The organism is Massilia sp. BAP21 (assembly GCF_057801335.1).
Genome location: NZ_CM173596.1, coordinates 2,888,680 through 2,903,707 on the forward strand (window position 1 = coordinate 2,888,680; position 15,028 = coordinate 2,903,707).

Sequence of the window (15,028 nt, forward strand, 5' to 3'; positions counted from 1 at the left end):
GTGGGCACTTGTGCCCACGCGGTATGGCACCGGCGCACGTCGAAACGCTTGCGACGGCCCGTGCGCCGGATCGATGGCGCGTTTATGCGGACGATGAAACCGCGTGGGCACAAGTGCCCACCCTACGCAGGTCATATCGCGTATCAGCCACCTTGCGCAATGTCATCCGTGCTCCACACCGTTGCGGGAACTGCGCAAGCACGCGCGCATTCCAAGCATGAAGCACTTCTTCTCCAGGAGACCCCATGAGCCGCTACCGCAAGCGCCTGCCCCAGCTCGGCGGGCGGCTGTTCCTGTCCGATGCCGGGCTGGAAACGATGCTGAGCTTCCAGCAAGGGTACACGCTGCCTTCGTTCGCTTCCTTCGTGCTGCTGCGCGAGGCGCGCGGACGCCAGGCCCTGCACGACTACTTCGCGCTGTTCGCGCGCATGGCCCACGAGCATGGCCTGGGCGCGGTGCTGGAAACGCCCACCTGGCGCGCCAACCGCGACTGGGCGCGTACCCTGGGCTACAACGCGCTCGAACTGGCCGAGGCCAACCGCGCCGCGGTCGCCCTGCTGGCCGAGGTGCGCGAAGAGTGGGACAGCCCGTCCACCCCGATCGTTATCAGCGGCAACATCGGCCCGCGCGGCGACGGCTACCGCGCCGACCGCCGCATGCCCGCCGGCGATGCGCGCGACTACCACCTGGCCCAGGTCGCCACCTTCGCCGGCACCGAGGCCGACATGCTCGGCGCCTTTACCATCACCTATCCCGAGGAAGCGATCGGCGTGGTCGACGCCGCCGCGGCGTGCGACATGCCGATCGCCATTTCCTTCACCCTCGAGACCGATGGCCGCCTGCCGTCGGGCGACGCCTTGTCCGACGCCATCCTGCGCACCGACGCCGAAACCGGCGACTACCCCGTCTATTACATGATCAATTGCGCCCATCCCAGCCACGTCGAACCCGCGCTGGCGGAAGATGGCCCCTGGCGCGAGCGTATCCATGGCCTGCGCGCGAACGCCTCGCGCCGCAGCCATGCCGAGCTCGACGAAGCTTTGGAACTGGACGACGGCGACCCGGAGGAACTGGGCGAGGAATACCTGGAACTGCGCACGCTCCTGCCGCAGATGAATGTGGTGGGCGGCTGCTGCGGCACCGACGAGCGCCACGTCGAGGCGATCGCGCGCAGCCTGGCGCGTACCGCGCCTCAACCGGTGCCGGGCGGGCGCCAGCCAGGGGCGCCGCGGCTGTGAAGTGGCAATAAGAAAGCGGCTGTAAAGAAGCGGCGAGGAAGTGATTATGAAGAAGCGGCCATGAATAAGCGGCGACGAAGCGGCTGTGCTGCGGCTGTGATGCGGCAGGCTCAGGCGCCGGGCGCGCCCTCAGCCGCGCCGTCCCCGTCCACGCAGCGCGGCAGGTAGATGCTGACCGTCGTGCCTTCACCCGGCACGCTCGCCAGCCGGATGTGCCCGCCGCTCTGCTTGACGAAGCCGTGCGCCATCGACAGGCCGAGCCCGGTGCCCTTGCCCTCGGGCTTGGTCGTGAAGAAGGGCTCGAAGGCGCGCTCCATCACCTCGGGCGGCATGCCCTGGCCGGTGTCGGACACTGCCACCAACACATAGTCGCCGGGCAGGATTTCCGGGTCGGGGCCGGCGCCGTCGATTGTGGTGTTCTCGAGCCGGATCGTCACCCGGCCGCGGCCCTCCATGGCGTCGCGCGCATTGATGACCAGGTTCAGCAGCACGTTTTCCAGCTGGTTCGGGTCGACCAGGGTCGGCCACAGCGCCTCGCCACCGCCGCTGCGCGCAATCGCCACCGCCTCGCCGGCGGCGCGGTGCAGCAGGCTGTCCATGCGGTCGAGCAGGCGGTCGACCTGGACCAGGCTCGGATGCAGCGGCTGGCGCCGCGCAAAGGCCAGCAGCTGCGCCGCCAGTTTGCCGCCGCGCTCGACCGCATCGAGGATGCCGTGCAGGCGCTTCTCGCTGTTGTTGCCGGTCTTGAGCATCAGCTGGACGTTGGCGCTGATGATGTGCAGGATATTGTTGAAGTCGTGGGCCACGCCGCCGGTCAGCTTGCCCACCGCTTCCAGTTTCTGCGAGCGCGCCAGCGCCGTGCGCGCTTCGTCCAGGCGCAGCTGGCGCAGCCGCTCGCGTTCTTCGGCTGCCTTGCGCGGGCGCAGGTCGCGGACGAAAGCGCTCGCGCCCTTGCCGACCTCGAGCGGCAGCAGCGCCACCACGATCTCCACCGGAAGAATGGCGCCGTCGCGCGCCCGGGTGTTCAGCTCGGCTGGCTGGCCGGGCACGATGGGTTCGCCGTCGGCGGCGCGGAACTGGGCGAAGCCCTGGCTGCCCGGCAGGCGCGCCTGCGGCGGCAGCAGCAGGGCGCCGGCATCCTGGCCGATGGCTTCCTGCGCGCTCCAGCCGAACAGGGCGGCGGCCTGGGCATTCCAGTCGGTGATGCGGCCGTCGGCGTCGAGCGCGACAAAGGCATCGTAGGCATTCTGCAGGATCACGTGCATGCGCGCCTGCTCGGCTTCGATGCGTTCGTAGGACTGGCGCAGTTCCAGCGTCATGGCGCGCGCCAGGTGCACCGCGCGCCGGCGCGAGCTGGCCAGCAGCCAGACCACCAGCCCCAGCAGGAAAGCCAGGCCGATGCCGGTGACGGCGATCACGCGCGGGCGGCGGGTGTCGAGCCGGGCTTCGAAGGCGGGCGCCGAGGCGATTTCCAGCGTCCATGGGCGGCCGGAAATCGTCGCCTGCATCGTGCGCCGCAGCAGCGGGGTGCGCCAGGCGGCCGGGGCCTGGGTACGGAACAGCAGGTTCGCCGGCGCCGCCTGCGCGCCGTCGTAGATCGCCACCTCCAGGTCGGCGGCATGGGCGCCGCCGACGCCGCGCATCAGGTCGTTCATGCGAAAGGGCGCATATACCCAGGCGACGATGGCGGCGCGGCGCTCATCCACGGTCGCGGCCGGCATGCCTGCGCGGTAGACCGGCAGGTACATCAGCACGCCGGCCTGCGGGTTGCTCGCTTCCTGCACCAGCACCACCTTGCCCGACAGCGCCGCCAGGCCGCTGTCGCGCGCGGCGGCCATGGCATGCCGGCGCACCGGTTCGCTGTACATGTCGTAGCCGAAGGCGCGCAGGTTGCGTCCAGTAAAAGGTTCGATGTGGGTGATCGAGCTCAGCACCGGGCGGGGCCCCTCGGGGTGCACGGCATAGCCGGGAAACCCCTGGCCGCGCATGGCCGCCTCGTGGGCCGCCAGCCTGGCCGACGGCACGATGGTGGCGATGCCGAGCGCTTCGATGCCAGGGAAATGTTCCTGCAGGTTTTGCAGGCGGAAGTAATCGGCGAACGCCCCCCGGTCGACCTCGGCGCTGCCGCGCATGAAGCCGCGCGCGCCGCGCAGCACCTGTTCATAGACCGCCATGCGGCGCACCGTGGCGGTGACGAGGTCGTGCGCGCGGTAGTCGAACTGGGCCGCCAGGTCGGCCGCCGTGTCGCGCCGCGCGCCGCTCCAGGCGGCCCAGGTCACCAGCAGCGACAGCGCGAACACCAGCCCGGCCAGCATCAGGGGCCCCCATCCCCGGCGCACCGGTGCGCGAGGGATGGGGTTGGGCTGGTCGGGGTCTGGACGCTGCATGTAGTGGCTGGCCGTGCGTCCGTCTGGACGAGTGAATGAGGTTTCCGGGTGCCGCCAGCATACGCAGGTCGGGGGCGCCGGGGCGCACGGAAGCAGGGCAGCCGGGCATGCCGGCGGGGGCTTCCGCGCGCGCTGGATTTTACAGGAATCAATATTCTCGGTATAAAATCGATCGCTGCATGTCGCCGGCATGCTGTCCATGAGGAACCGATGCATTCCGTTTTTCGCCGCCATGCGCCGCTCTGGGCGCTTGCCGCCTGCGTGCTGCTGGCGCTGCTGTGGGGCGCGCTGGCGCCGCTGCGCTACCCCAGCCACGAACGCCTGTTCGAGATTCCCCCGCATGCGCTCGATCCGGCCGCGCAGCCCGGTGCGCGCCGCGCCGCGCTGCCGCGCGTCATGCACCTCACGCTCGGCGTGCAGGACGTGCTGCTGCTGCGCAACCGCGACCGCGTCGCCCACGTTTTCGGGCCGCTGCACCTGCGTCCGGGCCAGGAATTCCGCCTGCCTTTCGGGCAGCTCGGCGACTACGTGTATGCCTGCCCGGCCGTTGCCGGCGGAGAACTGCTGGTGCGCGTGGTGCGCCTGCCCGACCCTGGCTGGGAGCGCCTGCGCTGGCGCATCGCGGCGCTCGGCCAGACCCTGCGCCACCTGCCGCTGGTGGCGCCGCAGGGCTGATCCGGGGCCACGCCGGCCGCGCTCTGGCTGGCCGGCAATCGTGCAGCGGTCCGGGGAGCGATTCTGTCATCATGGGGCATGGCCACGATTTCCCTTCCCCTGTTCCCGCTCAGCACGGTGCTGTTCCCGGACGGCGTGCTGCCGCTGCAGGTCTTCGAGGCGCGCTACCTCGACATGATCAGCCGCTGCCTGACCGAGGACACGCCCTTCGGCGTGGTGCTCCTGACCCAGGGGCATGAAGTGCGCCAGCGCGGCGGCCAGCCCGAACGCTTTGCCGAAAGCGGCACCCTGGCCACCGTCTGCGACACCACCGCCACCACGCCCGGCCTGCTGCAGGTGGTCTGCCGCGGCGGCGCACGCTTCGAAGTCAAATCGTCGCAACAACGATTGAACGGATTATGGATGGCGGAGGTCGAACTCGTCGAGGGCGACCATGCGGTGCCCATCCCCGCCGAACTGCAGGGCGCGGCCGATGCGCTCGACCGGGTGCTGGGTTCGCTGCAAGACGTGCCCCAGGAACGCTGGCCGGTACAGCCGCCGTTCCGGCTCGACGATTGCGGCTGGGTAGCGAACCGCTGGTGCGAGCTGCTGCCCTTGCCGAATGGCGGGAAACAGAATCTGCTCATGCTCGACAACCCGGTGATCCGGCTCGAGCTCTTGCACGATGTGCTGGACGAACATGGCTTGATTACATCCTAGCGCTGCCATGAAATTTTCTGACGAACTCTTACTTGCATTCGTCAACGGCGAGCTGGCCGAGGCGGAGCGCGCCGCCGTCGAACGCGCCATCCGCGCCGACCCGGCGATCGCGGCGCGCGTGGCCCAGCACCGGGCCCGGCGCAGCCGCGTGTATGGCGTCGTTGCCGGCGGGCGCGAGGGCGGCGGCCATGCCCATGCCGGCGGGCATCATGGCGGCGCCAAGGTGGTCCAGCTCGACACCATTCGCGCCGCCCGCCTGGGTCCGCTCGCCACGCCGCCGCCGGCGCCGGCCTGGACCCGCCGCCACCTGGGCGCCGTGGCCGCCGCGCTGGCGCTCGGCCTGGTGGCTGGCGGCGCCGGCTGGCATGCCTTCCAGGGCGATGCCGCGCTCGCTTCGCTGAATGCCGGCAGCGGCGCCCTGGTGGCCCAGGGCAGCCTGGCCGAAGCCTTGAGCGCCCAGCTGGCCAGCCCCGGACCCTCGGGCCGGGTGCGCATCGGCATCAGTTTCCTGGGCAAGGACGGGCGCTACTGCCGCAGCTTCGTGATGGACACCACCGCCGGCCTGGCCTGCCGCGACGGCGCGCAATGGAAGATGCCGGTGCTGGTGCAGGGCGCCGCCGGCGCGGCCTGGATGGATGGAAGCGTGCTGCCGCCGGCGGTGCTGGCCGCCATCGACGCCCGCATCGACGGCACGCCGCTCAGCTCGGCTGCCGAGCGCACCGTGCAGGCGCGCGGTTGGCGGTAGGGTGGTCGGCTCCACCCGGATGTGTGCAAACCCGCAGCGCTGGCGCCGCCCACGCGTTCAGCGCACGGGTGCAAGGCGCTGAAAACAAACAGCAGGAAAGCGGCGCTGGCGCCGCCCACGCGTTCAACGCACGGGTGCAAGGCGCTGAAAACAAACAGCAGGAAAGCGGCGCTGGCGCCGCCCACGCGTTCAACGCACGGTGCATGGCGCTGGAAGCAAACAGCAGGAAAGCGGCGTCGTGATTGCTTGCAATCGTGCGAACCCTGGTTGAACGCGTGGACGGCGCGAGCGCCGCGTGGTGATGGCGTTCCCGGAAGTAGCCGTCCACCCTACGCCATGATGTCCAGGCCCGGCTCGCTGTCCTGCGGGTTGTAAGCCTGCTGCACTTCCTGCGCACGCGAACGTTCCGCAGGTGGGGCGGCTTGCGGGTCCTGGGTGCTCTTTTCGGCCTGGGCTGCCAGCTTCTTCTCGTAGGCGGCGCGCTCTTCGTCGCTGACCTTGCGGTCGCTGTTGGTATCGGCTTCGGCAATGTAGTCGCTCGATTCGCTGCTGCCCGACGATGCAGCGCCGGCGCCGCCCGCACCGCCGGCCATGCCCGCCCCACCGGCCGCCTGCGACGTGGTGCCGGCCGATCCGGCCGATTCAGCCGATTCAGCCGATTCCACCGATCCAGCCGATTCGGTATCCGCCGATGCCGAGGCGGTTGCCTCGCCCGTGCCGGCGGCCTCGGCAGCGTCTTGCGCGCCGCCCGCCTGGCGCAGGCGCGACGCATCGGCCTGGGCCTCGAGCTGACTGCCCAGGCGGTCGGTCGCGCTCGACAGGGCACTGCGCGTCACGGGAGCGGCCGGGCTGTCCGCCTCGCCGCCGGTGGCTGCGCTGGCGGTTGCCGTGCCCTGGGCACCCGCAGCCTGGACTTCCTGGCTGGCGCGGCTCGCGGCACGCGCCGGCAGCGATTGCGCCAGGGTCGATCCGCCGATACTTGAAACCATTTTTTTCCTCTGCAAAGATTGTCCTATCTCCATTTACGGCGCGCGGAAGCCGAAACACAGGGCAGGGAATGTAAAGCCGGGTAAAGCCCGGGATTGCAAAAACGGCAAGCAGGGCAGGGGCGGACAGGCCGCATCGACACAGGATTCCATATACACCCTCGAGGTTTTGAGGTAACCTTGAGGATGCTACTTAGTGTCTCTACGTTCGCGCCGGCGGTTTCTGCCTGCGGGGCGTGCCTACCGAGCCGGCCACGGGCCGCGCACCAGTTGGCGGCAAGCCCGCCCATCCAGCGTTTTGCGCGTCGACATGCGTCCGGGGCGAGGCAGCGAAGCGGCCGTAGAGCGGAACGATTACATGCCTGGAAAGAATAATGTCTGAAACACCGATGAACAACGAGGCTGCCACGGCAGAGGTGCGCTTTGCCGATTTCGGCCTCGCGCCCGAAATCCTGCGCGCCCTCGCCGACCAGGGCTACGTCCATCCGACCCCGATCCAGGCCCAGGCCATCCCGGTCGTGCTGCAGGGCCGCGACGTCATGGGCGCCGCCCAGACCGGCACCGGCAAGACCGCCGGCTTCTCGCTGCCGATCATCCAGCTGCTGCTGGCCCACGCCAACAGCAGCATGTCGCCGGCGCGCCACCCGGTGCGCGCGCTGATCCTCACGCCTACCCGCGAGCTCGCCGTGCAGGTGGCCGACAACGTCAAGGCCTACGCCCAGCACACGCCGCTGCGCTCGGCCGTGGTGTTCGGCGGCATGGACATGAAGGGCCAGACCGTGATCCTGAAGGGCGGCGTCGAAATCGTCATCGCCACCCCGGGCCGCCTGCTCGACCACATCGAACAGAAGAATGTCAGCCTGGGCCAGGTGCAGATGCTGGTCATGGACGAAGCCGACCGCATGCTCGACATGGGCTTCCTGCCCGACCTGCAGCGCATCATCAATTTGCTGCCGAAGAAGCGCCAGAACCTGATGTTCTCGGCCACCTTCTCGCCGGAAATCAAGAAGCTGGCCAACAGCTTCCTCGACCAGCCTGTCCTGATCGAAGTGGCGCGCAGCAATGCCACCGCCGAAAAGGTCACGCAGGTGGTCTACAAGGTCGACGAAGAGCAGAAGCGCGACGTGGTCGAATTCCTGATCCGCCAGCGCGCGCTGAAGCAGGTGATCGTGTTCTCGAACACCAAGATCGGCGCCTCGCGCCTGTCGCGCCACCTCGAGCAGTGCGGCATCAAGGCCTCGGCCATCCACGGTGATAAAACCCAGCAGGAACGCATGGCGGCGCTGGAAGCCTTTAAGAAAGGCGAGATCGAGGTGCTGGTCGCGACCGACGTCGCCGCGCGTGGCCTCGACATTTCCGACCTGCCTTGCGTAATCAACTTCGACCTGCCCTACAACGCCGAGGACTACGTGCACCGCATCGGCCGCACTGGCCGCGCCGGCGCCTCGGGCGATGCGATCTCGGTCTACTCGGATAAGGACGAACGCCTGCTGGCCGACATCGAGAAACTGATCAAGCAAACCGTCCAGCGCGGCGAGCTGAGCAACTTCACGCCGCGCGCCCGCAGCCGCGACCGCGACGGCGAACGCAGCGAGCGCCGTCCGCGCAGCGGCAGCCCGGACGCGGGCCGCAGCGAACGCAGCAGCGAAGTCCGTAGCGACCGCGGCGGCGAGCGGGGCGAACGCGGGCCGCGCAGCTATGGCGCCGGCTCGATGCCGCGCCGCGACAAGATCGATCCGTGGTTCCTGAAGCCTTACGAGCCTTCAAGCGCGCCGCGCCGCGACACGGTCCAGGCCGTCGCGGGCACGCAGGCCAAGCCGAAGCAGAAGCTGGCGGTCCTGCTCGGCGGCTTGCCGAAGCCGCAGGCCTGAGTTACAGGCCTGAGCCACCCCAGCCGGCGCCGCAGCGCCGCTCACTCCCTGTCGTGCACCAGCCGCAGCAGGTATTCCCCATACCCGCTGCGCGCCAGCGGCTCTGCCAGGTGCAGCAGCTGGGCGCTGTCGATATAGCCCATGCGCCAGGCAATCTCCTCGGGGCACGCAACCTTCAGCCCCTGGCGCTTCTGGATCGCCGCGATGAACTGGCTGGCGTCGAGCAGCGAATCGTGGGTGCCGGTGTCGAGCCAGGCGGTGCCGCGGCCCAGGATCTCGACGTTCAGCGCACCGCGCGCCAGGTAATGGCTGTTGACATCGGTGATTTCGAGTTCGCCGCGGCGCGAGGGTGTCAGGCTGGCCGCGATGTCGCAGACCTGGTTGTCGTAGAAATACAGGCCGGTGACGGCGTAGGGCGATTTCGGCCGCAGCGGCTTTTCTTCCAGGCTCAGCGGGCGGCGCGCCGCGTCGAATTCGACGACGCCGTAGCGCTCGGGATCGGTGACGTGGTAGGCGAACACGGTGGCGCCGCTGCCGCGCGCAGAGGCCGCCTGCAGCCTGAACACCAGGTCATTGCCGTAGTGGATGTTATCGCCGAGGATCAGCGCCGACGCGGCGTCTCCGAGGAAATCGCGGCCCAGGATGAAGGCCTGGGCCAGGCCGTCGGGCGAGGGCTGGGCGACGTAGGCGAGTTCGAGCCCCCACTGGCTGCCGTCGCCGAACAGCGCCTGGAAGCGCGGCATGTCCTCGGGCGTGGAAATGATCAGGATCTGGCGCAGGCCTGCCAGCATCAGCGTGCTGAGCGGGTAATAGATCATCGGCTTGTCGTACACCGGCAGCAACTGCTTCGACACACTGGTGGTAATCGGGTACAAGCGCGTGCCGGCGCCGCCTGCCAGGATGATGCCCTTGCGCGCCGGGGTGGTGCTCATGGGCGGCCTGCCTGATTGGCGTGGCTGGCCTGCAGCGCATCGAGCCAGTCCTCGTGCGCCAGGTACCACGCGACGGTCTTGCGGATGCCGCTGGCGAAGCGCTCGGCCGGCGTCCAGTCCAGTTCGCGTGCTATCTTGCCGGCGTCGATGGCATAGCGGCGGTCGTGCCCCAGGCGGTCCGTGACGTGCTCGATCCGGGCCGCATGGCTGCCTTGCGCCGCCGGCGCCAGTTCATCCAGGATGCCGCACACGATCCGCACCACGTCGAGGTTCGCCATCTCGTCGCTGCCGCCGATGTTGTAGGTCTCGCCGGGGCGTCCGGCCTCGAGCACGCGGCGCAGCGCCGCGCAATGGTCGGCAACGTAGAGCCAGTCGCGCACCTGCTGGCCGTCGCCGTACACGGGCAGGGGCTTGCCGGCGCGTGCCTGCGCGATCATGTGCGGAATTAGCTTCTCGGGAAACTGATACGGTCCGTAATTGTTGGAGCAGTTGGTCGTCAGGGTTGGCAAGCCATAGGTGCGGTGCCAGGCGCGCACCAGGTGGTCGGATGCGGCTTTCGAGGCGGCATACGGATTGTTCGGCGCGTAGGGCGTGGTTTCGCTGAACGCCGCTTCGCCGGGCTGCAGGGTGCCATACACCTCGTCGGTCGAGACATGCAGGAAGCGGAAGCGTGCGCGCGCCGCGCCGTCTTGCGCCTGCCACCAGGCGCGCACGGTCTCGAGCAGCGCGAAGGTGGCGTCGATGTTGGTCGCGATGAAATTGCCGGCGCCTGCAATGGCGCGGTCGACATGGGTCTCGGCGGCAAAGTTGAGGATGGCGCGCGGCTGGTGGCGTGCCAGCAGGCCCGCCACCAGCTCCCTGTCGCCGATATCGCCGTGGACGAACAGGTGGCGCGGGTCGTTGGCGCACGAGGCCAGGTTGGCAAGGTTGCCGGCATAGGTCAGCTTGTCGAGGTTCACGACCGGCTCGTCGCTGTGTGCCAGCCAGTCGAGAACGAAATTGGAGCCGATGAAGCCTGCTCCGCCTGTTACTAGAATCATGCGAATGTTGTCTTGGTCGCACCGGATGCCGGGCTTGCGCCGCGTCCGGCGATTGAAGGGCACGCGGGCTGGACGGCAACGCGAGGCAACGCGCTGCCTGGCCCGTGTATGAGCCCGGGTATTGTACGCTGCGCGATGGATTACAGGGCGGTGCGTGCCGGCAGGATGGCGCGCACCCGCGACAGCAGTTCTTCCTGCCGATAAGGCTTGCTGAGCACGTCGAGCGGCTGGGCGCGCGGGGTGGCCGAGGGCAGTTCGTCCATGTAGCCGGTGGTGATCAGGATCGGCGTTTCCGGCTGGCGCGCGCGTACCTGCTCGGCCAGCTGCAAGCCGTTCATGCCTCCCGGCATGATCACATCGGTGAACAGCAGGTCGAAGTTCTGTTCTTCTTCCAGCAGTTCCAGCGCGCGCTCGCCGCTGGCCGCCGACACCACCGCATAACCGGCCGCGCCGAGCATGCTTTCCGCCAGTTCGCGCACGTCCTCGTTGTCTTCGACCACGAGGATGCGCGGCCTGGTCTCGTCTTCCGGCGCCGCCGGATCGTCTTCAGCGGCGGCATCCGGTGCAGGGCCGCCTGCCGCCACCTCGCCGTCGGCGAGCGGGAAGATCATGCGCACCGTGGTGCCCTGGCCGGGCGTGCTGTCGATTTCCAGCCGTCCGTGCGACTGCTGGACGAAGCCGTGCACCATCGCCAGCCCGAGCCCGGTGCCCGGTCCCTTGGTGGTGAAGAAGGGCTCGGTTGCGCGCCGCATGACTTCCGGCGTCATGCCTTCGCCCGCGTCGGCCACGCAGATCAGCACCTGGTTGCCGGGCGCCAGCGCCGTGGCGACCTTCACCTCGCCGCCGTTCGGCATGGCGTCGCGTGCGTTGATCAGGACGTTCAGCAGCGCCATTTCCAGGTGGGTCGGATCGAGCGTGCAGGCGGGCAGGCCGGGCTTCAGGTCCAGGTGCAGCTCGACCTTGTCGCCGAGGGTGCGCACCAGCAGTTCCGAAAATTCCACCAGCAAGGCATTCAGGTTGACCCGGCGCGGCTCGAGGCGCTGCTTGCGTGCGAAAGTGAGCAGTTGCTGGGTCAGCTTGCCGGCCTTCATGGCCGAGCGCTGGGCGCGGCGGATCGATTCGCCGGCCGTGCTGTTGCCGGTGCCCAGGGTCAGCAGCGCCAGTTCCAGGTTGCCGTTGATGACCTGAAGCAGGTTGTTGAAGTCGTGCGCCATGCCGGCCGTCAGTTGGCCGATCGCTTCCATCTTCTGCGCCTGCAGCGAGGATTGCTCGGTGGCGCGGCGTTCGGTCACGTCCATCTGCGAGGCGAAGAAGTAGAGCAGCTGGCCTTCGTGGTCGAAGATCGGGCCCAGGTAGAGCGCGTTCCAGAACGGCGTGCCGTCGGCCTTGTAGTTCAGGATGTCGAGCGCCACCGCGCGCTCGTCGGCAATTGCGTTGCGGATCTCGGTGACGGTGGCAGGGTCGGTCTGCGGGCCCTGCAGGAAGCGGCAGTTGCGGCCGACGGCCTCGGCTTCCTCGTACAGGGTGAGGTCGAGGAAGGCGCGGTTGACGAACACGATCGGGTTGTCGGGCTGGCGCGGGTCGGTGACGACCATCGGCATGCGCGTCATCTCGACGGCGGCGAAGAAGATGTTGCCGCGGTCCTCGATGCCTTCGCGGTCGATGTAGCTGGCCTGCCAGTGCTTCATGCCCGGGTTGCCGAGCGGATTGTAGGACGAACCTTCGAGCTCGCCGTCGGCGGGCACACCAACGCTCTGGCCGCCGCCCTGCGTGTCGAGGTCTTTGGTGTCGTCGTCTTCGCGGTCGGAGCCGGTTGCCATGGTGAGCCTGTGGTGTGTACTTCGGTCCTGCAAGTAGTGGGGCGCAGTGGTCGTGTGAGCGCGGTCACGATCATGGTAGGGCAGGAGCTCGATGCCGACTGTGCGCGGGTTCACGCAAGCGCTTCAAGAAGACAATGCCGGCGCACGCTCACGGTAATGCTTGGCTCTGCGTCAGTCTGGAAGGATGGCAAGGCCTTGCATGGCCATGTGGCGCGCAAACGCCTTGGCGAACAGGACCGGGAGCGCGTTCACCTGCAGCGCCTGCGCACACTGGCGCAGGTCCGGTTGGCAGGCTTTCTGGTCGGGCGGTAGGCCATGGTCGAACAGCGCGACGAGGACCGGTTCGAGCGGTCTGGCCTGGACCCAGTGGCGGACACAATGCTCGGCGCTGGCCGAGGTTGCGCCGACGATGACAATACGCTGCCGCGGGCACGAAGGGTGCAAGTCGTCGCGTTCCACGCATCGCTGCCGCCGTATCGGCGACCACGATGCGTGGACTCAGGCTCATCCCTTCGTTGGATTGCCCTTAGGGCGCTGCATTCCCGGTTTCGATATGCAATGCGGTGAAGCCGATTCCCAACGTACGTTCGTCTTCGCTCATGCCGAGCGACTTGGGAGACGTCGGCTTGGGTACATTGATGAGAATCGTCCTTTGCGTACCGTCGGTTTCAAACGGCAAGCTGACGCTTTTCTTTGCGCGTTCCAGTCTCGTGTTTTGCGTCTGTTGACCTATCTGTACAAGGATATCTTCATCGGCATTCGGACCAAAGGCTTCCGCAACCAGGGTCAGGACGAAACGGCGCGGGAGCGGTGTCGAAAAGTGTAATTCCACCGTCTTCTGATCGGACCAGCGCCCCCAGGATTCAACGCCCGATACGCCTACAAGACGCTCGATGATGCCATTCGGCCCTTCCGAGAAATTGTAGTCAAATCGCTCAGGTAACAGGGCGTTGAGCTGCAAAATGGAAAACTCGGGGTTACTCAGGCGTACGGCAGCAGAAGCAGGAACTGGATAGTTGCCCAGAACCAGTAACCAGGAGGTCGCCGCAGGCTTGTCGCGGAGATTGATGGGTTCGCCTTGCGGGGCCATGAGCTGCCATACCTGACGGTTATCGACATGGAATTGAGCGCGGAAAATACCGCTTGCGTCGGAACCGACGATACCGAGTTGCGCGCGCTGGGAATCGTTCAGGAAGTTGCGAGCGACGATGCCGGCACGATCAAATACCGTTTCGCTGCCGCCTTGACGAACTTCCTTGTTGATTGCATAGCCGGCGCACACCGTAAACAAAGGCATAAAAATTCCGAGAAACACGCGGGCTCCCAGACGCTGGCTGAAGATCCAGTAGAAAAGGCTAATGCAGGCAATCGCACTCAACAAGTAGAACGCTTTGATGTTGCTGGTCATCCCCTGGAACTCGGGGCTATCTACCATGCTCGGCGTGTAAGGTTTCCATTGAGTAAAAGCGCCGTACAGAACGACCAAGCCAACTACGCCGGCAACGATGACAGCATAGGTGCGCGGAAGCTGTACATTATCTTCACGGATTTTGGCCGCGGCGCACATGATCAACAACGGGAACAAGAAGTTGTAATACCGCATGTGCAGCCGGACATTCGTTTCATGCCCATTTCCGGCAACGTGAGCAGTGAAACCGACTGTGGTTGCCAGTAACGCCAGCAGAACCAGCACCGTATAGATCGCCAGGACGCGATCGCGATGAGCGCTCGTGCCGCTGCGGTAACCGGCAAATCCGCCCAGCAGGATGGCAAACGGTACGGCAAAGAGCAACATCAAACCGATCACATGGCCCTGCAGATTGAACAGGGCCGGCTTGATGATATGGAGGATCGACACACTGCTTGCCGCTGAATTCGCCGCCTGTGCTCCATAGAGGGAACCGAAGAGACTCAGACCATTGCGCCCTGCGCAAAGATAGCCAAAACCGAAGCGGATGACCGCGGCGGTCGAAACCGCAATCGCGACCAGGATGAATGCGTCACGCAGCCGTTTATCGGCGGCACCCGATACCGACCAGATACTGTAGAGCATGAACAAAACCAGGCTCGGAAACAGGAAGAGTGCATGCACTTTCGTCAGGGCCAGGGCGCCAAGTACGGCGCCTAGTTGAGCTGCGCGCGCAGCGGCTGGCTTTTCATTGAACCGAAAAGCCGTCCAGGAAAGCAGCCAGAACATGAAGTAATACATCGACTCCGGCATGAAATACGCCGTGTAGCTGTTAAATGGCCCCAACGCTGCCAGCAGCGCGACGATGCTCGCAAGCTTGGGACTCATGAACCGGCGCGCCGTCAGGTAGATAAACGGCGAGGCAGCCAGGAAGAAGATGACGTTGATAATCCGTGCGCACTCGAGGGCCCCGGCACCACAGGCAAGGGTGCCCTTTGAAACGATCAGGTAGAGATAGGAGGGAATCGCCACCTCGCTGAGAGGAAACAAACGGGAAAAGCTGCTGTAGTACCACTCGTCGGCCATGACGATCGGTTGCATACCCGCATTCCTGAGCATGAGATACGCAAATACCGAAAGGAGGCCTGCAAACCAGGCTGTCTTGAGCTTGGAGCTCATGTTCAAATTATTATCGTGCATAGACGTTACGATAGGAGCAGAAGGTTA

At 66.8% G+C, this 15,028-nt stretch carries 13 protein-coding genes; 6 read left to right on the forward strand and 7 right to left on the reverse strand.

Features of this window, described 5'->3' with window-relative positions:
* The first annotated feature begins 245 nt into the window (after nucleotides 1-245).
* Complete coding sequence (locus ACWYRN_RS12745) at nucleotides 246-1,238, forward strand: homocysteine S-methyltransferase family protein (protein ID WP_488692743.1); 993 nt, start codon at nucleotides 246-248, stop codon at nucleotides 1,236-1,238.
* A gap of 110 nt (nucleotides 1,239-1,348) precedes the next feature.
* On the opposite strand, the gene ACWYRN_RS12750 is transcribed toward ACWYRN_RS12745, so the two are convergent.
* Nucleotides 1,349-3,625: a CHASE domain-containing protein gene (locus ACWYRN_RS12750; RefSeq protein ID WP_488692744.1), complete on the reverse strand. Its 2,277-nt coding sequence runs from the start codon at nucleotides 3,623-3,625 to the stop codon at nucleotides 1,349-1,351.
* A 210-nt stretch (nucleotides 3,626-3,835) separates the two neighbouring features.
* On the opposite strand from ACWYRN_RS12750, the gene ACWYRN_RS12755 reads away from it, so the two are divergent.
* The 4 genes from ACWYRN_RS12755 to ACWYRN_RS12770 all read left to right on the forward strand — a co-directional run bounded on the left by ACWYRN_RS12755 (nucleotide 3,836) and on the right by ACWYRN_RS12770 (nucleotide 5,986).
* Complete coding sequence (locus ACWYRN_RS12755) at nucleotides 3,836-4,300, forward strand: cupredoxin domain-containing protein (protein WP_488692745.1); 465 nt, start codon at nucleotides 3,836-3,838, stop codon at nucleotides 4,298-4,300.
* A gap of 78 nt (nucleotides 4,301-4,378) precedes the next feature.
* A complete protein-coding gene (locus ACWYRN_RS12760; protein WP_488692746.1) occupies nucleotides 4,379-4,999 on the forward strand; it encodes an LON peptidase substrate-binding domain-containing protein in 621 nt (206 codons plus the stop codon).
* Between the two features lie 7 nt (nucleotides 5,000-5,006).
* Nucleotides 5,007-5,744, forward strand: coding sequence for an anti-sigma factor family protein (locus ACWYRN_RS12765; protein ID WP_488692747.1), 738 nt, complete (start codon nucleotides 5,007-5,009; stop codon nucleotides 5,742-5,744).
* A gap of 23 nt (nucleotides 5,745-5,767) precedes the next feature.
* Nucleotides 5,768-5,986, forward strand: coding sequence for a hypothetical protein (locus ACWYRN_RS12770; protein ID WP_488692748.1), 219 nt, complete (start codon nucleotides 5,768-5,770; stop codon nucleotides 5,984-5,986).
* Between the two features lie 87 nt (nucleotides 5,987-6,073).
* Here the strand turns inward: ACWYRN_RS12770 and ACWYRN_RS12775 are convergent, their stop codons facing one another.
* Nucleotides 6,074-6,733 carry a hypothetical protein gene (locus tag ACWYRN_RS12775; protein WP_488692749.1) on the reverse strand — a complete coding sequence of 220 codons (660 nt, stop codon included), beginning with the start codon at nucleotides 6,731-6,733 and terminating at the stop codon, nucleotides 6,074-6,076.
* A 371-nt stretch (nucleotides 6,734-7,104) separates the two neighbouring features.
* On the opposite strand from ACWYRN_RS12775, the gene ACWYRN_RS12780 reads away from it, so the two are divergent.
* Nucleotides 7,105-8,601: a DEAD/DEAH box helicase gene (locus tag ACWYRN_RS12780; protein WP_488692750.1), complete on the forward strand. Its 1,497-nt coding sequence runs from the start codon at nucleotides 7,105-7,107 to the stop codon at nucleotides 8,599-8,601.
* A gap of 41 nt (nucleotides 8,602-8,642) precedes the next feature.
* Here the strand turns inward: ACWYRN_RS12780 and rfbA are convergent, their stop codons facing one another.
* From rfbA to ACWYRN_RS12805, 5 genes are all read right to left on the reverse strand, one after another.
* Complete coding sequence (rfbA, locus tag ACWYRN_RS12785; protein ID WP_488692751.1) at nucleotides 8,643-9,533, reverse strand: glucose-1-phosphate thymidylyltransferase RfbA; 891 nt, start codon at nucleotides 9,531-9,533, stop codon at nucleotides 8,643-8,645.
* A complete protein-coding gene (gene rfbB / locus ACWYRN_RS12790; protein ID WP_488692752.1) occupies nucleotides 9,530-10,573 on the reverse strand; it encodes a dTDP-glucose 4,6-dehydratase in 1,044 nt (347 codons plus the stop codon). The genes rfbA and rfbB overlap by 4 nt, the downstream gene beginning before the upstream one ends.
* 140 nt (nucleotides 10,574-10,713) lie before the next feature.
* Entirely contained in the window at nucleotides 10,714-12,393 is a 1,680-nt protein-coding gene (locus tag ACWYRN_RS12795) for a histidine kinase famiy protein (protein ID WP_488692753.1), read from the reverse strand.
* 171 nt (nucleotides 12,394-12,564) lie between these two features.
* Nucleotides 12,565-12,852: a hypothetical protein gene (locus ACWYRN_RS12800; RefSeq protein WP_488692754.1), complete on the reverse strand. Its 288-nt coding sequence runs from the start codon at nucleotides 12,850-12,852 to the stop codon at nucleotides 12,565-12,567.
* A 67-nt stretch (nucleotides 12,853-12,919) separates the two neighbouring features.
* Nucleotides 12,920-14,980 carry an ArnT family glycosyltransferase gene (locus tag ACWYRN_RS12805; protein ID WP_488692755.1) on the reverse strand — a complete coding sequence of 687 codons (2,061 nt, stop codon included), beginning with the start codon at nucleotides 14,978-14,980 and terminating at the stop codon, nucleotides 12,920-12,922.
* Nucleotides 14,981-15,028 lie beyond the last annotated feature (48 nt).

Excerpts from the sequence above, each read along its gene's own strand:
- ACWYRN_RS12745 (WP_488692743.1), top strand. The coding sequence starts at position 246 with ATGAGCCGCTACCGCAAGCGCCTGCCCCAGCTCGGCGGGCGGCTGTTC.
- ACWYRN_RS12750 (WP_488692744.1), bottom strand. The coding sequence starts at position 3,625 with ATGCAGCGTCCAGACCCCGACCAGCCCAACCCCATCCCTCGCGCACCG.
- ACWYRN_RS12755 (WP_488692745.1), top strand. The coding sequence starts at position 3,836 with ATGCATTCCGTTTTTCGCCGCCATGCGCCGCTCTGGGCGCTTGCCGCC.
- ACWYRN_RS12760 (WP_488692746.1), top strand. The coding sequence starts at position 4,379 with ATGGCCACGATTTCCCTTCCCCTGTTCCCGCTCAGCACGGTGCTGTTC.
- ACWYRN_RS12765 (WP_488692747.1), top strand. The coding sequence starts at position 5,007 with ATGAAATTTTCTGACGAACTCTTACTTGCATTCGTCAACGGCGAGCTG.
- ACWYRN_RS12775 (WP_488692749.1), bottom strand. The coding sequence starts at position 6,733 with ATGGTTTCAAGTATCGGCGGATCGACCCTGGCGCAATCGCTGCCGGCG.
- ACWYRN_RS12780 (WP_488692750.1), top strand. The coding sequence starts at position 7,105 with ATGTCTGAAACACCGATGAACAACGAGGCTGCCACGGCAGAGGTGCGC.
- rfbA (WP_488692751.1), bottom strand. The coding sequence starts at position 9,533 with ATGAGCACCACCCCGGCGCGCAAGGGCATCATCCTGGCAGGCGGCGCC.
- rfbB (WP_488692752.1), bottom strand. The coding sequence starts at position 10,573 with ATGATTCTAGTAACAGGCGGAGCAGGCTTCATCGGCTCCAATTTCGTT.
- ACWYRN_RS12795 (WP_488692753.1), bottom strand. The coding sequence starts at position 12,393 with ATGGCAACCGGCTCCGACCGCGAAGACGACGACACCAAAGACCTCGAC.
- ACWYRN_RS12805 (WP_488692755.1), bottom strand. The coding sequence starts at position 14,980 with ATGAGCTCCAAGCTCAAGACAGCCTGGTTTGCAGGCCTCCTTTCGGTA.